At 56.1% G+C, this 16,801-nt stretch carries 16 protein-coding genes; 12 read left to right on the top strand and 4 right to left on the bottom strand.

Going from position 1 to position 16,801, the window contains the following annotated elements; translation table 11 throughout:
- Positions 1-40: 40 nt before the first annotated feature.
- A complete protein-coding gene (pspG, locus tag RTN40_RS18290; protein ID WP_042388868.1) occupies positions 41-283 on the top strand; it encodes an envelope stress response protein PspG in 243 nt (80 codons plus the stop codon).
- A 174-nt stretch (positions 284-457) separates the two neighbouring features.
- On the opposite strand, the gene RTN40_RS18285 is transcribed toward pspG, so the two are convergent.
- Positions 458-1,441 carry a quinone oxidoreductase gene (locus RTN40_RS18285; protein ID WP_312229711.1) on the bottom strand — a complete coding sequence of 328 codons (984 nt, stop codon included), beginning with the start codon at positions 1,439-1,441 and terminating at the stop codon, positions 458-460.
- Between the two features lie 103 nt (positions 1,442-1,544).
- On the opposite strand from RTN40_RS18285, the gene dnaB reads away from it, so the two are divergent.
- The 6 genes from dnaB to RTN40_RS18255 all read left to right on the top strand — a co-directional run bounded on the left by dnaB (position 1,545) and on the right by RTN40_RS18255 (position 7,149).
- Positions 1,545-2,951 carry a replicative DNA helicase gene (gene dnaB, locus RTN40_RS18280; protein WP_312229710.1) on the top strand — a complete coding sequence of 469 codons (1,407 nt, stop codon included), beginning with the start codon at positions 1,545-1,547 and terminating at the stop codon, positions 2,949-2,951.
- A 148-nt stretch (positions 2,952-3,099) separates the two neighbouring features.
- Positions 3,100-4,179, top strand: a complete 1,080-nt coding sequence (alr, locus tag RTN40_RS18275; protein ID WP_312229709.1) for an alanine racemase — start codon at positions 3,100-3,102, stop codon at positions 4,177-4,179.
- Between the two features lie 120 nt (positions 4,180-4,299).
- Positions 4,300-5,496 carry an aromatic amino acid transaminase gene (tyrB, locus tag RTN40_RS18270; RefSeq protein WP_312229708.1) on the top strand — a complete coding sequence of 399 codons (1,197 nt, stop codon included), beginning with the start codon at positions 4,300-4,302 and terminating at the stop codon, positions 5,494-5,496.
- A gap of 64 nt (positions 5,497-5,560) precedes the next feature.
- Entirely contained in the window at positions 5,561-6,271 is a 711-nt protein-coding gene (gene aphA / locus RTN40_RS18265) for an acid phosphatase AphA (protein WP_312229707.1), read from the top strand.
- Positions 6,272-6,376: 105 nt separating this feature from the next.
- Entirely contained in the window at positions 6,377-6,799 is a 423-nt protein-coding gene (locus tag RTN40_RS18260; protein WP_312229706.1) for a secondary thiamine-phosphate synthase enzyme YjbQ, read from the top strand.
- Positions 6,796-7,149 (top strand): MmcQ/YjbR family DNA-binding protein, encoded by a 354-nt coding sequence (locus RTN40_RS18255; protein WP_312229705.1) that lies wholly within the window; start codon positions 6,796-6,798, stop codon positions 7,147-7,149. The genes RTN40_RS18260 and RTN40_RS18255 overlap by 4 nt, the downstream gene beginning before the upstream one ends.
- Position 7,150: 1 nt before the next feature.
- On the opposite strand, the gene uvrA is transcribed toward RTN40_RS18255, so the two are convergent.
- A complete protein-coding gene (gene uvrA, locus RTN40_RS18250) occupies positions 7,151-9,976 on the bottom strand; it encodes an excinuclease ABC subunit UvrA (RefSeq protein ID WP_312229704.1) in 2,826 nt (941 codons plus the stop codon).
- A 261-nt stretch (positions 9,977-10,237) separates the two neighbouring features.
- Between uvrA and ssb1 the strand changes: the two genes are divergently transcribed.
- Complete coding sequence (gene ssb1, locus RTN40_RS18245) at positions 10,238-10,774, top strand: single-stranded DNA-binding protein SSB1 (protein WP_103818716.1); 537 nt, start codon at positions 10,238-10,240, stop codon at positions 10,772-10,774.
- Between the two features lie 65 nt (positions 10,775-10,839).
- On the opposite strand, the gene RTN40_RS18240 is transcribed toward ssb1, so the two are convergent.
- On the bottom strand, positions 10,840-11,121 hold the full coding sequence (locus tag RTN40_RS18240; protein ID WP_312229703.1) for a YjcB family protein: 282 nt from the start codon (positions 11,119-11,121) through the stop codon (positions 10,840-10,842).
- Between the two features lie 525 nt (positions 11,122-11,646).
- Between RTN40_RS18240 and RTN40_RS18235 the strand changes: the two genes are divergently transcribed.
- On the top strand, positions 11,647-13,212 hold the full coding sequence (locus tag RTN40_RS18235) for an EAL domain-containing protein (RefSeq protein ID WP_312229702.1): 1,566 nt from the start codon (positions 11,647-11,649) through the stop codon (positions 13,210-13,212).
- An 11-nt stretch (positions 13,213-13,223) separates the two neighbouring features.
- On the opposite strand, the gene soxS is transcribed toward RTN40_RS18235, so the two are convergent.
- A complete protein-coding gene (gene soxS, locus RTN40_RS18230) occupies positions 13,224-13,547 on the bottom strand; it encodes a superoxide response transcriptional regulator SoxS (RefSeq protein WP_312214331.1) in 324 nt (107 codons plus the stop codon).
- 86 nt (positions 13,548-13,633) lie between these two features.
- Between soxS and soxR the strand changes: the two genes are divergently transcribed.
- From soxR to ghxP, 3 genes are all read left to right on the top strand, one after another.
- Positions 13,634-14,104, top strand: coding sequence for a redox-sensitive transcriptional activator SoxR (soxR, locus tag RTN40_RS18225; protein WP_312229701.1), 471 nt, complete (start codon positions 13,634-13,636; stop codon positions 14,102-14,104).
- 289 nt (positions 14,105-14,393) lie between these two features.
- Positions 14,394-15,062: a glutathione S-transferase gene (locus RTN40_RS18220; protein WP_312229700.1), complete on the top strand. Its 669-nt coding sequence runs from the start codon at positions 14,394-14,396 to the stop codon at positions 15,060-15,062.
- Positions 15,063-15,402: 340 nt separating this feature from the next.
- Positions 15,403-16,752 (top strand): guanine/hypoxanthine transporter GhxP, encoded by a 1,350-nt coding sequence (gene ghxP, locus RTN40_RS18215; RefSeq protein WP_312229699.1) that lies wholly within the window; start codon positions 15,403-15,405, stop codon positions 16,750-16,752.
- Positions 16,753-16,801 lie beyond the last annotated feature (49 nt).

Here is a 16,801-nt window from a genome sequence, read left to right as displayed (position 1 = left end):
TTCTTGTAATACCTCAGGTAACTATTGAGGGGGAAGAACCATGCTGGAGCTACTGTTTGTAATTGGATTTTTTATGATGCTGCTGGTAACGGGCGTCTCGCTGCTGGGCATTATTGTCGCCCTTGCGGTGGCCACGGCGCTGATGTTTGTCGGCGGACTGTTTGCGTTAATGTTTAAGCTGTTACCCTGGCTGCTGCTGGCGGTGGCCATTGTTTGGGTGATCCGGGCGGTGAAAAAACCAAAACTGCCGCTGTATCAGCGTAATAGCCGCTGGCGTTACTAAGTTATGCGGTCTTGATCACAACCTGGCACTTTTCTCTGGCAGGTTCAGCCAAACCGCATAGGATTTAGGTATCGAATCTGTCACTATTGCGCGTCTTAGTATTCATCGAGCTGTACCCTACATACAGCCGAACTAAAAAAAGAAAGGGCTTCCTTAAGGGAAGCCCTAATTCTTTTAGGGGATCAGTAAGCTCGACCCCTGAGTTGAGCGGCTCTCCAGCGTCTCGTGCGCGCGCTGCGCCTCCGCCAGCGGGAACTTCTGATCCTCCGCCACGTCGACTTTAATCACGCCACTGGCAATCAGCGAAAACAGCTCGTTGCTCGCCTCTTCCAGCTCCTCACGGTTAGTGATGTAGCCCTGAAGGGAAGGGCGGGTAGCGTAGAGGGAGCCTTTCTGGTTGAGAATGCCAAGGTTAACGCCGGTGACCGGGCCAGAGGCGTTGCCGAAGCTGACCATCAGGCCGTGACGTTGCAGGCAGTCCAGCGATGACTCCCAGGTATCTTTGCCTACCGAGTCATAGACTACGCGCACTTTTTTACCGCCAGTGATCTCCTTGACGCGCTCAACGATGCTCTCTTCGCGGTAGTTAATCACCTGCCATGCACCAGCCTGCAACGCCCGCTGCGCCTTCTGCGCGCTGCCTACCGTGCCAATCAGCTTGCCGCCCAGCGCCTTGGACCACTGGCAGGCGATCAGCCCTACGCCGCCTGCTGCCGCATGGAACAGAAACGGCTCGTCGGGCTTAATCTCATAGGTTTTACGCAGCAGGTAGAAAACCGTCAGCCCCTTCAGGAACGAGGCTGCCGCCTGCTCAAAGGAGATGGCGTTGGGCAGAATAGCAACCTTATCAGCAGGTACGTTGTGCACCGAGCTGTAGGCCCCCAGCGCCGACTGGGCATAGACCACCCGATCGCCAGCCTTAATGTGGCTAACGTTTTTTCCCACTTTGCTGACTACGCCTGCCGCCTCTGTACCGAGACCGCTTGGCAGTGCCGGCGGCGGATAAAGCCCGCTACGGATGTAGGTATCGATATAGTTGATACCAATGGCCTTGTTCTCGACCTGCACCTCGTTCTCTGCCGGATCGGTGGGAGTAAACTCCACCGCTTTTAATACCTCAGGGCCACCATGCTTGTGAAATTCAATTCTTGTTGCCATGTTTCCTCCCAAAGATCCTAAGCCAATGCGACATTAGGGTCGGTGCATAATCTAAAATATGATAAAATTTCGACCCACAATTTATCTCGGTACTCCATTCACTATGGCAGGAAATAAACCCTTCAACAAACAGACTGAACCCCGCGATATGCAAGTCGAGGGGATGAAAGTGCCGCCACACTCAATCGAAGCGGAGCAGTCGGTGTTGGGCGGTTTAATGCTGGATAACGAACGCTGGGACGATGTTGCCGAGCGCGTTGTTGCGGAAGACTTTTATACCCGCCCACACCGGCATATCTTCACGGAGATGCACCGCCTGCAGGAGATGAGCAAGCCCATCGACCTGATCACCCTCGCGGAGTCGCTGGAGCAGCAGGGCCAGCTGGACAGCGTCGGCGGCTTCGCCTACCTGGCAGAGCTATCGAAAAATACGCCAAGCGCGGCGAACATTAGCGCTTATGCCGACATCGTTCGCGAACGTGCGGTCGTGCGTGAGATGATCTCCGTCGCCAACGAGATCGCTACCGCTGGCTTTGATCCTCAGGGCCGCTCCAGTGAAGATCTGCTCGACCTCGCCGAATCCCGCGTTTTCCAGATTGCCGAAAACCGGGCGAATAAGGATGAAGGGCCGAAAAGCATCGACCAGATCCTTGAGGCCACCGTTGCGCGAATTGAGCAGCTGTTTCAGCAGCCCCATGACGGCGTTACCGGCGTCGATACCGGCTATCAGGATCTGAACAAGAAGACGGCGGGCCTGCAACGCTCGGATCTGATCATCGTGGCGGCGCGTCCGTCGATGGGTAAAACCACCTTCGCCATGAACCTGTGCGAAAACGCCGCGATGCTCCAGGATAAACCGGTGCTGATCTTCAGCCTTGAGATGCCCGCCGAGCAGATCATGATGCGTATGCTGGCGTCGCTCTCCCGCGTCGATCAGACCCGCATTCGTACCGGCCAGCTCGACGATGAGGACTGGGCGCGTATCTCCGGCACCATGGGCATACTGCTGGAGAAGCGTAACATGTATATCGACGACTCCTCCGGCCTGACGCCAACCGAGGTACGCTCCCGCGCCCGCCGCATTTTCCGTGAGCATGACGGCCTGAGCATGATCATGATCGACTACCTGCAGCTGATGCGCGTCCCGTCGCTCTCCGACAACCGTACGCTGGAGATCGCTGAGATCTCCCGCTCGCTGAAGGCGCTGGCGAAAGAGTTACAGGTGCCGGTGGTGGCCCTGTCGCAGCTTAACCGCTCTCTGGAGCAGCGTGCCGATAAGCGCCCGGTCAACTCCGACCTGCGTGAGTCCGGCTCTATCGAACAGGATGCCGACCTGATCATGTTTATCTATCGTGATGAGGTGTACCACGAGAACAGCGATCTGAAAGGCATCGCGGAAATTATTATTGGTAAGCAGCGTAACGGCCCGATTGGCACGGTACGCCTGACCTTTAACGGGCAGTGGTCGCGTTTTGATAATTATGCGGGACCACAGTATGACGATGAATAAATCCTCTTCATCCTTCACGCCGCAGGTGTGTTGACTGCGTCCGCTCACCCCAGTCACTTACTTCAGTAAGCTCCTGGGGCTTCCCGGACTTGTCGCCTTCCTGCAACGCGAATGATTTTGAGGATTCGTCTTTTTTATAAGGAATAACATGCAAGCGGCAACCGTAGTAGTTAACCGCCGCGCTCTGCGACACAATCTGCAACGCCTGCGTGAACTGGCTCCCGCCAGCAAGCTGGTTGCAGTGGTGAAAGCGAACGCTTACGGACACGGTCTCCTCGAGACCGCGCGAACGCTCCCCGACGCCGACGCCTTTGGCGTTGCCCGTCTCGAAGAGGCCCTGCAGCTGCGTACGGGCGGCATTACCCAGCCGATCCTGCTGCTCGAAGGCTTTTTTTCCGCGGAAGATCTCCCCACGCTCTCTGCTCAACGGCTGCACACCGCCGTGCACAATACCGAGCAGCTGGAGGCGCTGGAGAGGGCAGATCTCCCCGAACCGGTCACCGTCTGGATGAAGCTTGATACCGGCATGCATCGGCTGGGGGTACGTCCCGAAGAGGCCAGCGCGTTCTACCAGCGTCTCTGTGCCTGCAAAAACGTGCGCCAGCCGGTCAATATCGTCAGCCACTTTGCCCGTGCCGATGAGCCAGAGTGTGGCGCAACCGAGCAGCAGCTGGATATCTTCACCACCTTCACCGAAGGCAAGCCGGGCCTGCGCTCTATTGCGGCCTCCGGCGGCATTCTGCTCTGGCCGCAGGCCCATTTTGACTGGGTCCGCCCCGGCATCATTCTCTACGGCGTCTCGCCGCTGGATCAAAAGCCCTGGGGAGCCGATTTCGGTTTCCAGGCGGTTATGTCTCTGACCTCAAAGCTGATCGCCGTACGTCCGCACCGGGCGGGCGAGCCGGTGGGCTATGGCGGAACCTGGACCAGCGAGCGCGATACGCGCCTCGGCGTGGTGGCGATGGGCTACGGCGATGGCTATCCCCGTGCTGCACCCTCTGGCACGCCGGTGCTGGTTAACGGCCGCGAAGTGCCTATCGTCGGACGGGTGGCGATGGATATGATTTGCGTTGATCTTGGGCCAGAAGCACAGGAGCGGGCGGGCGATGCGGTGGTGATGTGGGGCGAAGGCCTGTCAGTAGAGCGCATCGCTGAAATTACAAAAGTAAGTGCTTACGAACTTATCACGCGACTGACGTCTCGGGTCGCGATGAAATACGTAGATTAAAATAGTGCCCGGCGGCGTTGCGCTTGCCGGGTCTACAAATGCTAACAACTTCTCGATCTCTATTCGCTTCCGGTTTATTGTGTTTAAAACCCCCCGCCTGTAAATCTGGAGAACCACCGCGTGTTTCAAAAAGTTGACGCCTACGCTGGCGACCCCATTCTGACGCTGATGGAGCGTTTCAAAGAAGATCCCCGTAGCGATAAAGTAAACCTCAGCATCGGCCTCTACTACAACGAAGATGGCCTCATTCCACAGCTACAGGCCGTAGCGGAAGCGGAAGCACGCCTGAACGCTCAGCCGCACGGGGCGTCGCTCTACCTGCCGATGGAAGGCCTGCCGGGCTATCGTCACACCATCGCGCCGCTGCTGTTCGGAGCCGACCATCCGGTACTGAAGGCTAACCGTATTGCGACTATCCAGACGCTGGGCGGCTCCGGTGCACTGAAGGTAGGGGCCGACTTCCTGAAACGCTACTTCCCTGACTCCGGCGTCTGGGTCAGCGATCCGACCTGGGAGAACCACATCGCCATTTTTGAAGGTGCCGGGTTCGAAGTAAGTACTTACCCGTGGTTTGATGGCGAAACCAACGGCGTGCGCGTCGATGCGCTGCTGGAAAAGCTGCAAATCCTGCCTGCCCGTAGCATCGTTCTGCTGCATCCTTGCTGCCACAACCCCACCGGGGCTGACCTGACCAATCCGCAGTGGGATGCGGTGATTGAGGTGCTGAAAGCGCGTGAGCTGATCCCGTTCCTCGACATCGCCTATCAGGGCTTTGGTGCCGGGATGGAAGAGGACGCCTACGCTATTCGTGCCATCGCTAATGCGGGTCTGCCAGCGCTGGTGAGCAACTCCTTCTCGAAGATCTTCTCTCTCTACGGCGAGCGCGTCGGTGGCCTGTCCATCGTCTGTGAAGATGCCGAAACCGCCGGACGGGTGCTGGGGCAGCTGAAAGCCACCGTGCGCCGTAACTACTCCAGCCCGCCAAACTTCGGCGCGCAGGTAGTGGCGACCGTGCTGGGTGATGCAACCCTGAAAGCCCAGTGGCTGGCAGAAGTGGAGGCGATGCGCCTGCGTATCTCTGCGATGCGTCAGGAGCTGGTTAACGTTCTGCGCGAGGCGGTTCCCGGGCATAACTTTGACTATCTGCTGCTGCAGCGCGGCATGTTCAGCTACACCGGCCTTAGCGCGGCGCAGGTGACCCGTCTGCGCGAAGAGTTTGGCGTCTACCTGATCGCCAGCGGCCGCATGTGCCTTGCTGGCCTGAACCATGGGAATGTGCACCGCGTCGCACAGGCGTTTGCCGCGGTAATGGCATAATACGCGCCTTCCCCGGCGCAAAGCCGGGGAAAATTCTACCAAATTCTAAAGTTTAGGGATGAATATGCGTAAATTACCCCTCGCACTCAGTGCATTCTGTCTGCTGTTTACCATGGGCGCTGCCAATGCTCACGCCTCTTCGCCTTCGCCGCTCTACCCGGGAACCAACGTCGCTAAACTGGCTGAGCAAGCACCTATTCACTGGGTCTCGGTGGCACAGATTGAAAACAGCCTCCAGGGCCGCCCACCGATGGCTGTCGGGTTTGATATCGATGATACCGTGCTTTTTTCCAGCCCAGGTTTCTGGCGAGGGAAGGAGACCTTTTCACCGCAGAGCGAAGAGTATCTCCATAATCCCGCTTTCTGGGAGAAAATGAACAACGGCTGGGATGAGTACAGCATCCCTAAAGAGGTGGCCCGGGCGCTGATCGCGATGCACGTCAAGCGTGGCGATGCTATCTACTTCGTTACCGGACGCAGCCAGACAAAAACCGAGACCGTCTCAAAAACGCTGCAGGAAGACTTCCAGATCCCGGCCGAAAATATGAACCCGGTGATCTTTGCCGGTGACCAGCCGGGCCAGAACACCAAGACCCAGTGGCTACAGGATAAGCAGATAAAGCTGTTCTACGGCGACTCGGATAACGACATCAGCGCTGCGCGGGAAGTGGGTGCCCGAGGCATTCGCGTGCTACGCGCCTCCAACTCAACCTATCGCCCTATGCCGCAGGCGGGGATGTATGGTGAAGAGGTCATCGCTAACTCCGAGTATTGATTGTTAAAAGGCAATCGCCAGGTTGCCTTATTTTCGTCCTTTTCTGGCTGATCTGCCCTGGGTGTTACACACTTAGCATCAGGTGAATTAACTCTGGAGCACGCTATGTGGTATCAACAAACTCTCAGGCTTGGCGCAAAGCCACGCGGTTTCCATCTGGTGACGGATGAGGTGCTGGAGCAAATTCCTTCCCTTAACCGCATCAAAACGGGTTTGTTGCACCTCTTGCTACAGCACACCTCTGCCTCCCTCACGCTGAATGAAAACTGCGATCCCACCGTGCGTTACGATATGGAGCAGCATTTTCTGCATGCCGTGCCGGATAGCGCCCGCTATGAGCACGACGCTGAGGGACCGGATGATATGCCTTCTCATATCAAATCCTCCACGCTTGGCGTATCGCTGCTGCTGCCGGTGCAGAACGGTCGCGTGCAGCTGGGAACGTGGCAGGGCATCTGGCTGGGAGAGCACCGTATTCACGGCGGGTCACGCAAAATCATCGCAACACTACAAGGGGAAGAGAAATGATCAATTCGGAACTGCTGCCCTACTGCATGGGTAAACCAGGCGCGGAGCAGAGCGTACACAGTGACTGGAAGGCTACGCAGATTAAAGTGGCAGATGTGCTGTTTGCGATGGTGCATGAAGTGGACGACCGCCCGGCAGTATCGCTGAAAACCAGCCCGGAGCTGGCCGAGCTGCTGCGGAGTGAAAATACAGACGTGCGGCCGAGCGCGCGCCTGAACAAGGCGCACTGGAGTACGGTATTCCTTGATGGATCGCTACCGGATTCGCGGATTTATTATCTGGTAGATGCGTCTTACAAGCTGGCGGTTGAAGCGCTGCCTGACGCGGTCAGGCAGCAGCTTTCCGTTTAAGCTATTTCAGCATCGGTTTGAGGAAGCGGGCAGTGTGCGAGGCTTCGCACTCTGCGACCGTTTCTGGCGTGCCGGAGACGAGGATCTCGCCGCCGCCGCTGCCCCCTTCCGGGCCAAGATCGACAATCCAGTCCGCGGTCTTGATCACATCGAGGTTGTGTTCAATCACTACAATGGTGTTGCCCTGATCGCGTAGCTGGTGCAGCACTTCCAGCAGCTGCTGAATATCGGCAAAGTGCAGGCCGGTGGTCGGCTCATCCAGAATATAGAGCGTCTGGCCGGTACCGCGTTTTGACAGCTCACGGGCCAGCTTCACGCGCTGGGCCTCACCGCCGGAGAGCGTGGTAGCAGACTGACCGAGACGGATGTAGGAGAGACCCACATCCATCAGGGTCTGCAGCTTCCTCGCCAGCGCCGGAACGGCATCAAAGAACTCACGCGCCTCTTCGATGGTCATATCCAGCACTTCGTGGATGCTCTTGCCCTTGTACTTGATCTCCAGCGTTTCGCGGTTATAGCGTTTGCCTTTGCACTGGTCGCACGGCACGTAGATATCCGGCAGGAAGTGCATCTCTACCTTGATCACCCCGTCACCCTGGCAGGCCTCACAGCGGCCGCCGCGCACGTTAAAGCTAAAGCGTCCCGGCGTGTAGCCGCGTGAGCGGGATTCCGGTACGCCAGCAAACAGCTCACGCACCGGCGTAAAGACGCCGGTATAGGTGGCCGGGTTTGAACGCGGCGTACGACCAATCGGGCTTTGATCGATATCGATGACCTTATCGAAGTGCTCCAGGCCCTGAACCTCGCGGTAGGGTGCCGGCTCGGCGATAGTCGCACCGTTAAGCTGACGCTGGGCAATCGGGAACAGAGTATCGTTGATCAGGGTCGATTTACCTGAGCCGGAGACGCCAGTAATACAGGTAAACAGGCCTACCGGCAGGGTGAGCGTCACATCCTTCAGGTTGTTACCGCGTGCGCCGGAGAGCTTCAGCACCTTCGACGGATCGGCAGGAACGCGCTCTTTTGGCACGGCGATCTGCCGCTTGCCGCTCATAAATTGCCCGGTTAACGACTCTGGCACCGCCATGATGGCATCCAGTGGGCCTTCCGCCACCACCTGTCCACCGTGAACGCCTGCGCCTGGACCGATATCAATCACGTGGTCAGCGGCGCGGATCGCGTCTTCGTCATGCTCAACCACAATTACCGTGTTGCCAAGGTCACGCAGGTGGATCAGCGTGCCCAGCAGACGTTCGTTGTCGCGCTGGTGCAGGCCGATAGATGGCTCATCCAGCACGTACATTACCCCAACCAGACCGGCACCGATCTGGCTCGCCAGACGAATACGCTGCGCTTCACCGCCGGAGAGCGTCTCCGCCGAGCGGGAGAGGGTCAGGTAGTTAAGGCCAACGTTCACCAGGAACTTCAGACGGTCACCAATCTCCTTCAGCACTTTCTCGGCAATTTTCGCCCGCTGGCCCGCCAGCTTGAGGTTGTTGAAGAAGTCCATCGCATGGCCGATGCTCATGTCGGAGATGGCCGGCAGCGGGGTATTCTCGACAAAGACGTGGCGTGCTTCACGACGCAGGCGCGTGCCGTCGCAGGAGGCGCACGGACGATTACTGATAAACTTCGCCAGCTCCTCGCGCACCGCGCTGGACTCGGTCTCTTTGTAGCGGCGCTCCATATTGTGCAGGACGCCTTCAAACGGATGACGGCGCACGGAGGTGTCGCCGCGATCGTTCATGTACTTAAATTCGATGCTCTCTTTACCGGAGCCGAACAGCACCACTTTTTGCACCGACGCGCTCAGGCTTTCCCAGGCATCGTCAACGTCAAATTTGTAGTGATCCGCCAGCGAGCGCAGCATCTGGAAGTAGTAAAAGTTACGGCGATCCCAGCCGCGGATCGCGCCGCCGGACAGCGACAGCTCCGGGTTCTGGATCACCCGATCCGGATCGAAATACTGCTGCACACCCAGACCGTCACAGGTCGGACAGGCACCGGCCGGGTTGTTGAATGAGAACATACGCGGTTCCAGCTCGTTCATGCTGTAGCCGCAGATCGGGCAGGCAAAGTTGGCGGAGAAGAGCAGCTCTTCCACCTTCTCATCGTCCATATCGGCGACGATCGCCGTCCCGCCGGAGAGATCCAGCGCGGTTTCAAAGGACTCGGCCAGACGCTGGGTCAGATCGTCCCGCACCTTGAAGCGGTCGATGACCACCTCAATAGTATGTTTTTTATGCAGTTCAAGACTCGGCGGATCCGAGAGGTCGCACACTTCACCATCGATACGGGCGCGGATATAGCCCTGGCTTGCCAGATTCTCCAGCGTCTTGGTGTGCTCACCTTTACGCTCTTTAATAATCGGCGCGAGCAGCATCAGGCGCTTGCCCTCCGGCTGCGACAGCACGTTATCCACCATCTGGCTGACGGTCTGTGCATCCAGCGGCACGTTGTGATCCGGGCAGCGCGGCTCGCCTACGCGGGCAAACAGCAGACGCAGGTAGTCGTGGATCTCGGTAATGGTCCCGACGGTAGAGCGTGGGTTGTGCGAGGTCGACTTCTGCTCAATGGAGATGGCGGGCGACAGACCTTCGATATGATCGACATCCGGCTTTTCCATTAACGACAGGAACTGGCGCGCATAGGCGGAGAGCGATTCAACGTAACGACGCTGGCCTTCGGCATAGAGGGTGTCGAAAGCCAGGGATGATTTACCTGAACCTGAAAGCCCGGTGACGACAATCAGCTTGTCGCGTGGGATAACGAGGTTGATATTCTTGAGATTGTGGGTGCGCGCGCCCCGTACTTCTATCTTATCCATTCACCTTTCCCGGTAAGAGACTCGGCGCTCGGTATGTTTGAAGGACATCCGGCGAACTGAACTGAAACGGTTAATTATGACACAAAAAAACCTGAATGGATATACAGTATAAGAATGCATCCCGGGCGCATTTGTGCGAAAATAGCGCATGGCGGGAGGATTACTGGAATCCTCCTCGCAAGGTATCAAAGCGTCGCTTGGTAAGTTACAATCGCGCGCTTACACTATTGAGATTAAGAAACGTATTCAGGAGACACAACCATGGCCAGCAGAGGCGTAAACAAGGTGATTCTCGTCGGTAATCTGGGCCAGGACCCGGAAGTACGCTACATGCCGAATGGTGGCGCAGTAGCCAACATTACGCTGGCTACTTCCGAATCCTGGCGTGATAAAGCGACCGGTGAGATGAAAGAGCAGACCGAATGGCACCGGGTTGTGCTGTTTGGCAAACTGGCCGAGGTGGCTGGTGAATATCTGCGTAAAGGTTCTCAGGTCTACATCGAAGGCTCCCTGCGCACCCGCAAATGGACCGATCAGTCCGGCGCAGAAAAGTACACGACCGAAGTAGTAGTGAACGTGGGCGGCACCATGCAGATGCTCGGCGGCCGTCAGGGCGGCGGTGCACCGGCAGGCGGTCAGCAGGGCGGTGGCCAGCAGGGTGGTTGGGGTCAGCCTCAGCAGCCGCAGGGCGGCAACCAGAACCAGTTCAGCGGCGGCGCACAGCAGCGTCCGCAGCAGTCCGCGCCGGCACCGTCTAACGAGCCGCCGATGGATTTCGACGACGATATCCCGTTCTGATCCTGCGCTGAACTAGCGTAAGCCAATAAAAACCCCGACGCGTCGGGGTTTTTTGTTTTTTTAACTCAGGTTATCACCATAGGCCACTCCGGCGGCGCATGGCTGGCAACCTCAACCATTACGCTTTTGATGTTGTGCCAGATAGCGGAGACATCAACCAGAGTAATACCCAGCAGCCCGGTGGCAAACCAGCAGGCAGCCACAACGCCAAGACCGCTGCTGACAATTGCCAGCCCAATATAGTCGGATTTACGGAACCTGATGTTCAGCGAGCTGGCCATGAACATCAGGATTGCGCTCATGAGCTGCCAGCGCAGCAGAACAACGCTAGTCGTAAAGGTGGCCATCGTTTGTAACCTCACACGTGTGCGGGCCGCTTTTGTTAGGGTAAGGCTCGCAGGAACAGACAGGATAAATGAAACGCTCATTTGGTTTCATAAGATATGTGAACTATATCACGTTTGTTCTTTTATTAGCCAGTCGCGTAACGGTTTTTCGCGCGTTTTTTATCCATGCTGTATGTGTGGGTATAGAGCAAGAACATTATTCACTCAAAGCAGGCTTCTACAGACGAAAAAATAAACGCAGGGACCGCGTTTTTATCGCCCTGACAGTTTGCCTTAATCAACGATCCCCTGTTGCGTTAACGGAAAACCCCCAGCGACCGCTGGATAATTATTTCCCTTAATATAAACAGGACGAACACTTTTAGTTTGGCTTACGGACAAATATTATCGTCATAACCAAATATTAGGTTTTTAATGATAAAAGTCGGTTGCTAATGTCGGATGATTCATGCAACGTAATCACCTGTTTATCAAAGCTTCCTGCCGTCAATGCAGGCACACATAAAGCAGGGATATAGGGCGGAAATGAATCATAGCGCACGCCGCAAGGCGCTAAGGATTGTCGGGATCATCATGGTAGTTTTGCTGCCTGTGATGCTGGCGCTATGGTTTGCTCACCTCCGCGCCGTTAAAGAGACCGGCATACAGCTGCGTTCATTTGCCCAACTTGCCCTGGATAAAACCGAGCTGGTTATCCAGCAGGTTGATATTGCCCGCAGCGAAGCAGAAAAATTTAACGGCAGGATCTGCTCGCCGGCGCATCGCTATAATATGCTCAATATTATTCGTGGGCAGCTCTACGTTGCTGATATAATATACGCCAACGGCAATCGTTTTTTATGTTCTACCTCAATGGCACCCGCTGAGCCATATATTATTCACGCAGCGGAATATACCCGCTCTCCGGATATCTCCAACTACTATTATCGTGACACCCCGTTTTATTCTGGCTATAAGATGGTCTATATGCAGCGTGGCCATTATGCAATGGTAGTCAATCCGCTGGCCTACAGCGAGGTGATGTCGGATGACCATTCGCTGGCCTACGGCGTATACGATACGGTGACCAAAGCGTTCTTCTCAGTTAGCCCGACGGCGGATGCCCGGCTGCTGGCAGGTCTAATACAGAATAACGACTTTACTTTCCAGCAAGGGGGACGCTTCTATACCATCGCGCACTCGGAAAAACGCCCAATTGCGATTATTGTTTCAACCTCTAGCGATCGCTATTTCCAGTTTCTCTATCATCAGGCAACGCTTACCCTGCCGCTGGGGATGATTTGCAGCATTATTATTTTGCTGATGTGGTCCCGGACCCAACAGGAATTTAATTCGCCGCGCCGCTTGCTGCATCGCGCTTTGTTAAAACGTCAGCTGCGGCTCAATTATCAACCAATTATTGATATTAAAACCGGGCAGTGCGTGGGGGCTGAAGCCCTATTACGCTGGCCGGGTTTTGAGGGACAAGTGATGAGTCCGGCGGAATTTATTCCGCTGGCGGAAAAAGAGGGGCTGATTGAGCGGGTAACCGATTATGCCGTTGAGGAAGTGTTCGCTGATTTAGGCCGCTTCTTATCAGAGAATCCGCAGCTCTATATCTCAATTAACCTGTCCGCATCAGACTTTCACTCCTCACGCCTGATTGCTTTAATCTCTGATAAAGCCCAACAGCATGACGTGCGGGCGCAACAAATTAAGATTGAGGTCACCGAGCGTGGATTTATTGATGTGCCGAAAACAACGCCGGTGATCCAGGCATTCCGTCATGCCGGATATGAAGTCGCGATCGATGATTTTGGCACCGGCTATTCCAACCTGCATAATCTCTATTCACTGAACGTCGATATTTTGAAAATCGATAAATCCTTTATCGATACGCTGACAACCAACAGCACCAGCCACCTGATTGCGGAACACATCATCGAGATGGCACAAAGTCTCCGCCTCAAGATTATTGCTGAAGGCGTTGAAACTTCAGAGCAGGTGACCTGGCTGCTAAAACGTGGCGTGCAGTATTGCCAGGGCTGGTACTTCGCGAAGGCGCTGTCGCCGCAAGACTTTATGGAGTGGCTGCGACAGCCGCTGCGCTGATCCGCCCCTCGCTACATCTGATGGCGGTAGTCGCTTGGCGTCCGGTCAAATTCCCGGCGAAACACACGGGAAAAGGTTTGCTGCGACACATACCCCAGCTCCATCGCAATATCAAAGATTGGCCGCTTCGTCGTACGTAGCGCTTCCGCCGCCATCAGCAGGCGCCGCTGGCGGATATAGTCTCCGAGCGTCTGGTGAGTCACCGCACGAAACATCCGCTGCAAATACCACTTAGAGTATCCAGATTTCTGCGCCACTACATCAATGTTCAGGGGTTGGTCGATATGTTCATCAATCCATTCGGTAAGCGTATGAATAATTTGCTGATGGGACATATTGCTGCCTCTTTTTCAGTGCTGAAGTCGTCGTTTGGTCTGAAGCGGAGTATAATTCCTCAAGTTAACTTGAGGTAAAGCGCTTTATGGAAAAGAAATTGCCGCGTATTAAAGCCATGCTGACGCCTGGCGAGGTCGCGAAGCGTAGCGGGGTTGCGGTCTCAGCCCTGCACTTTTATGAGAGTAAGGGCTTGATTAAGAGCGTGCGTAACGAGGGTAATCAGCGACGTTATGCCCGTGATGTATTGCGCTACGTCGCTATTATTAAAATTGCTCAGCGCATCGGCATCCCGCTGGCCACCATCGGCGAAGCCCTGAGCGTACTGCCTGCGGGCCACACGCTAAGTGCGAAAACATGGGAGCAACTCTCTTCTCAGTGGCGTGAAGAGCTGGACAGACGTATCCACACCCTTGAGGCGCTGCGCGACGATCTTAACGGCTGCATCGGCTGTGGCTGCCTCTCGCGCAGCGATTGTCCGCTGCGTAACCCAGGCGACAGGTTGGGGGAGGAGGGAACAGGTGCCCGGCTGTTAGAGGACGAGGCAAACGACAAATAAAACTAAAGCGCCACAAGGGCGCTTTAGTTATTTCCGGTCTTTGTCTTTCACTCTATCCCGCTCATTTTACAGGAGGGTTTCCCCCGACATCGACACCCCTCGCTCGAACGCGTTGTTGAGGTTCCGGTTTGTGTTGACACTTTTAGTCTATGCCACCAGGCCGAGATTGCCAGAGAGGTGGCCCTCTGTTTTGCCGAAATTTTTCGCGCATCATGTGCAGTTTTCTATAGTTAGTAAACATGAACGCAGGCCAGACAAGGCGTTACTGGCATAAACCCGGGAGAAAACCGTGATCACCGTACACCATCTTAACCAGTCGCGTTCGCAACGCGTCCTTTGGGCCTTAGAAGAGCTGGGCCTGCCCTATCAAATTGTCCGCTACCAGCGTGAAAAAACGATGATGGCTCCGGAGGCGCTGAAGAAGGTGCATCCCCTGGGGAAATCGCCGGTACTGGATGATAACGGTACAATTATTGCCGAGTCCGGGGCGATCCTGGAGCATTTGCAGGAGACCTACGATACCCGTGGTCAGCTTAAGCCGACGGATATCCAGCAAAAGCTCCAGTATCGTTTCTGGCTACACTATGCCGAAGGCTCTTTAATGCCGCTGCTGCTGATGAAGCTGGTGTTTGGTAGCCTCGGTAAACCGCCGGTGCCCTTTGGCCTGCGCACCCTTGGCAAGGCGCTGGGAGAGGGGGTACAGAAGGCGTATCTTAATAAGCAGATTGAAACCCATGCTCGCTACATTGAGTCCCAGCTCGGCAGCCAGCCGTGGTTTACCGGCGAGCAGCCCAGCATGGCAGATATTCAGATGAGCTTCCCGGTGTTTGCTCTGTTGGCACGCGGCGGCGTCGATCATCTGCCTAACCTGCAGGCGTGGAAAACTCGCGTTGAATCCCGTCCGGCCTGGCAGCGCGCCATCGCTCAGGGCGGTCCCTTTGAGCTGCCCGGCGCGTAATCATTCCAAAAAATGATGGTTTCACGCCAACGGATCAGAACCCGGCTAAAAATGTTGCAAGGTTGCGCATAGACGATAACGTTTGCGCATCCTCTGCCTGGTTTTTCATCGTCATAAGGGAAATTTAGTAAAAACCGGCAAAGTTAAGTTGAAATACCCCCTGTGAAGGCTAGATAATCGTTTGCCTTTTTTACAGCCGTTTTGTTTGCGCGGAGTTAAACGTTTGCTTTTTGTGGCTCTGCTTAGCCACAACCTGTTTCGGAATGATGACGTTTAACGGGTAGAGGATTGCCCACCACGTTAACCAACGAAAAATAAAACTCTTCAGGGGATGTTTTCTATGTCTACGCCTTCGGCGCGTACCGGCGGTTCGCTTGACGCTTTGTTTAAAATTTCTGCTCGTGGCAGCACCGTTCGCCAGGAAGTGGTCGCTGGCTTAACCACCTTCCTCGCGATGGTCTACTCCGTCATCGTCGTCCCAGGGATGTTAGGGAAAGCGGGTTTCCCACCCGCCGCAGTGTTTGTTGCGACCTGCCTGGTGGCTGGTCTCGGCTCGATCGTGATGGGGCTGTGGGCGAATCTGCCGCTGGCGATTGGCTGCGCCATCTCGCTGACCGCCTTTACCGCCTTCAGCCTGGTGCTGGGCCAGCAGATCAGCGTTCCGGTCGCCCTGGGCGCAGTGTTCCTGATGGGCGTGCTGTTTACCGTCATCTCCGCCACCGGCATTCGTAGCTGGATCCTGCGCAACCTGCCGCAGGGCGTGGCGCACGGCACCGGTATCGGTATCGGCCTGTTCCTGCTGTTGATCGCTGCCAACGGCGTCGGCCTTGTGGTGAAAAACCCGATTGAAGGTCTGCCGGTGGCGCTGGGCAACTTCGCCAGCTTCCCGGTGATCATGTCCCTGATTGGCCTGGCGGTCATTATCGGCCTTGAGAAGCTGAAGGTGCCGGGCGGTATCCTGCTGACCATCATCGGCGTGTCGATTGTGGGCCTGATTTTCGATCCGGCCGTGCACTTCTCTGGTATTTTCGCCATGCCGTCCCTGAGCGACGATAAAGGCAACTCGTTGATCGGTAGCCTCGACATCGTGGGCGCGCTGAACCCGGTGGTACTGCCGAGCGTGCTGGCGCTGGTGATGACCGCAGTATTTGATGCCACCGGCACCATCCGCGCCGTGGCCGGGCAGGCTAACCTGCTGGATAAAAACGGCCAGATTATCGACGGCGGTAAAGCGCTGACCACCGACTCCCTGAGCAGCGTCTTCTCTGGTCTGGTAGGCGCGGCTCCGGCTGCGGTCTATATCGAATCGGCGGCTGGTACGGCGGCAGGGGGTAAAACCGGCCTGACGGCGATTACCGTCGGGGTGCTGTTCCTGCTGATCCTGTTCCTTTCGCCGCTCTCTTACCTGGTTCCGGCCTACGCCACCGCTCCGGCGCTGATGTATGTTGGCCTGCTGATGCTCAGCAACGTGGCGAAAATCGACTTTGCCGATTTCGTTGATGCGATGGCCGGTCTGATCACCGCCGTCTTTATCGTGCTGACCTGTAACATTGTTACCGGCATCATGATCGGCTTCGCCTCATTGGTGATTGGCCGTATCGTCTCCGGCGAGTGGCGTCGTCTGAATATCGGCACGGTGGTGATCGCCATCGCGCTGGTTGCTTTCTACGCAGGCGGCTGGGCAATCTAAGCTTCACAGCCCCTTAAAATGGGTGGCTCTGGCCGCCCATTTTTATTTT

Origin of the sequence: Pseudescherichia sp., from assembly GCF_031987975.1 — a bacterium.
GTDB lineage: Bacteria > Pseudomonadota > Gammaproteobacteria > Enterobacterales > Enterobacteriaceae > Pseudescherichia.
The sequence above is the reverse complement of the archived record's forward strand: the minus strand, read 5'-3'. Positions and strand labels throughout refer to the sequence as shown.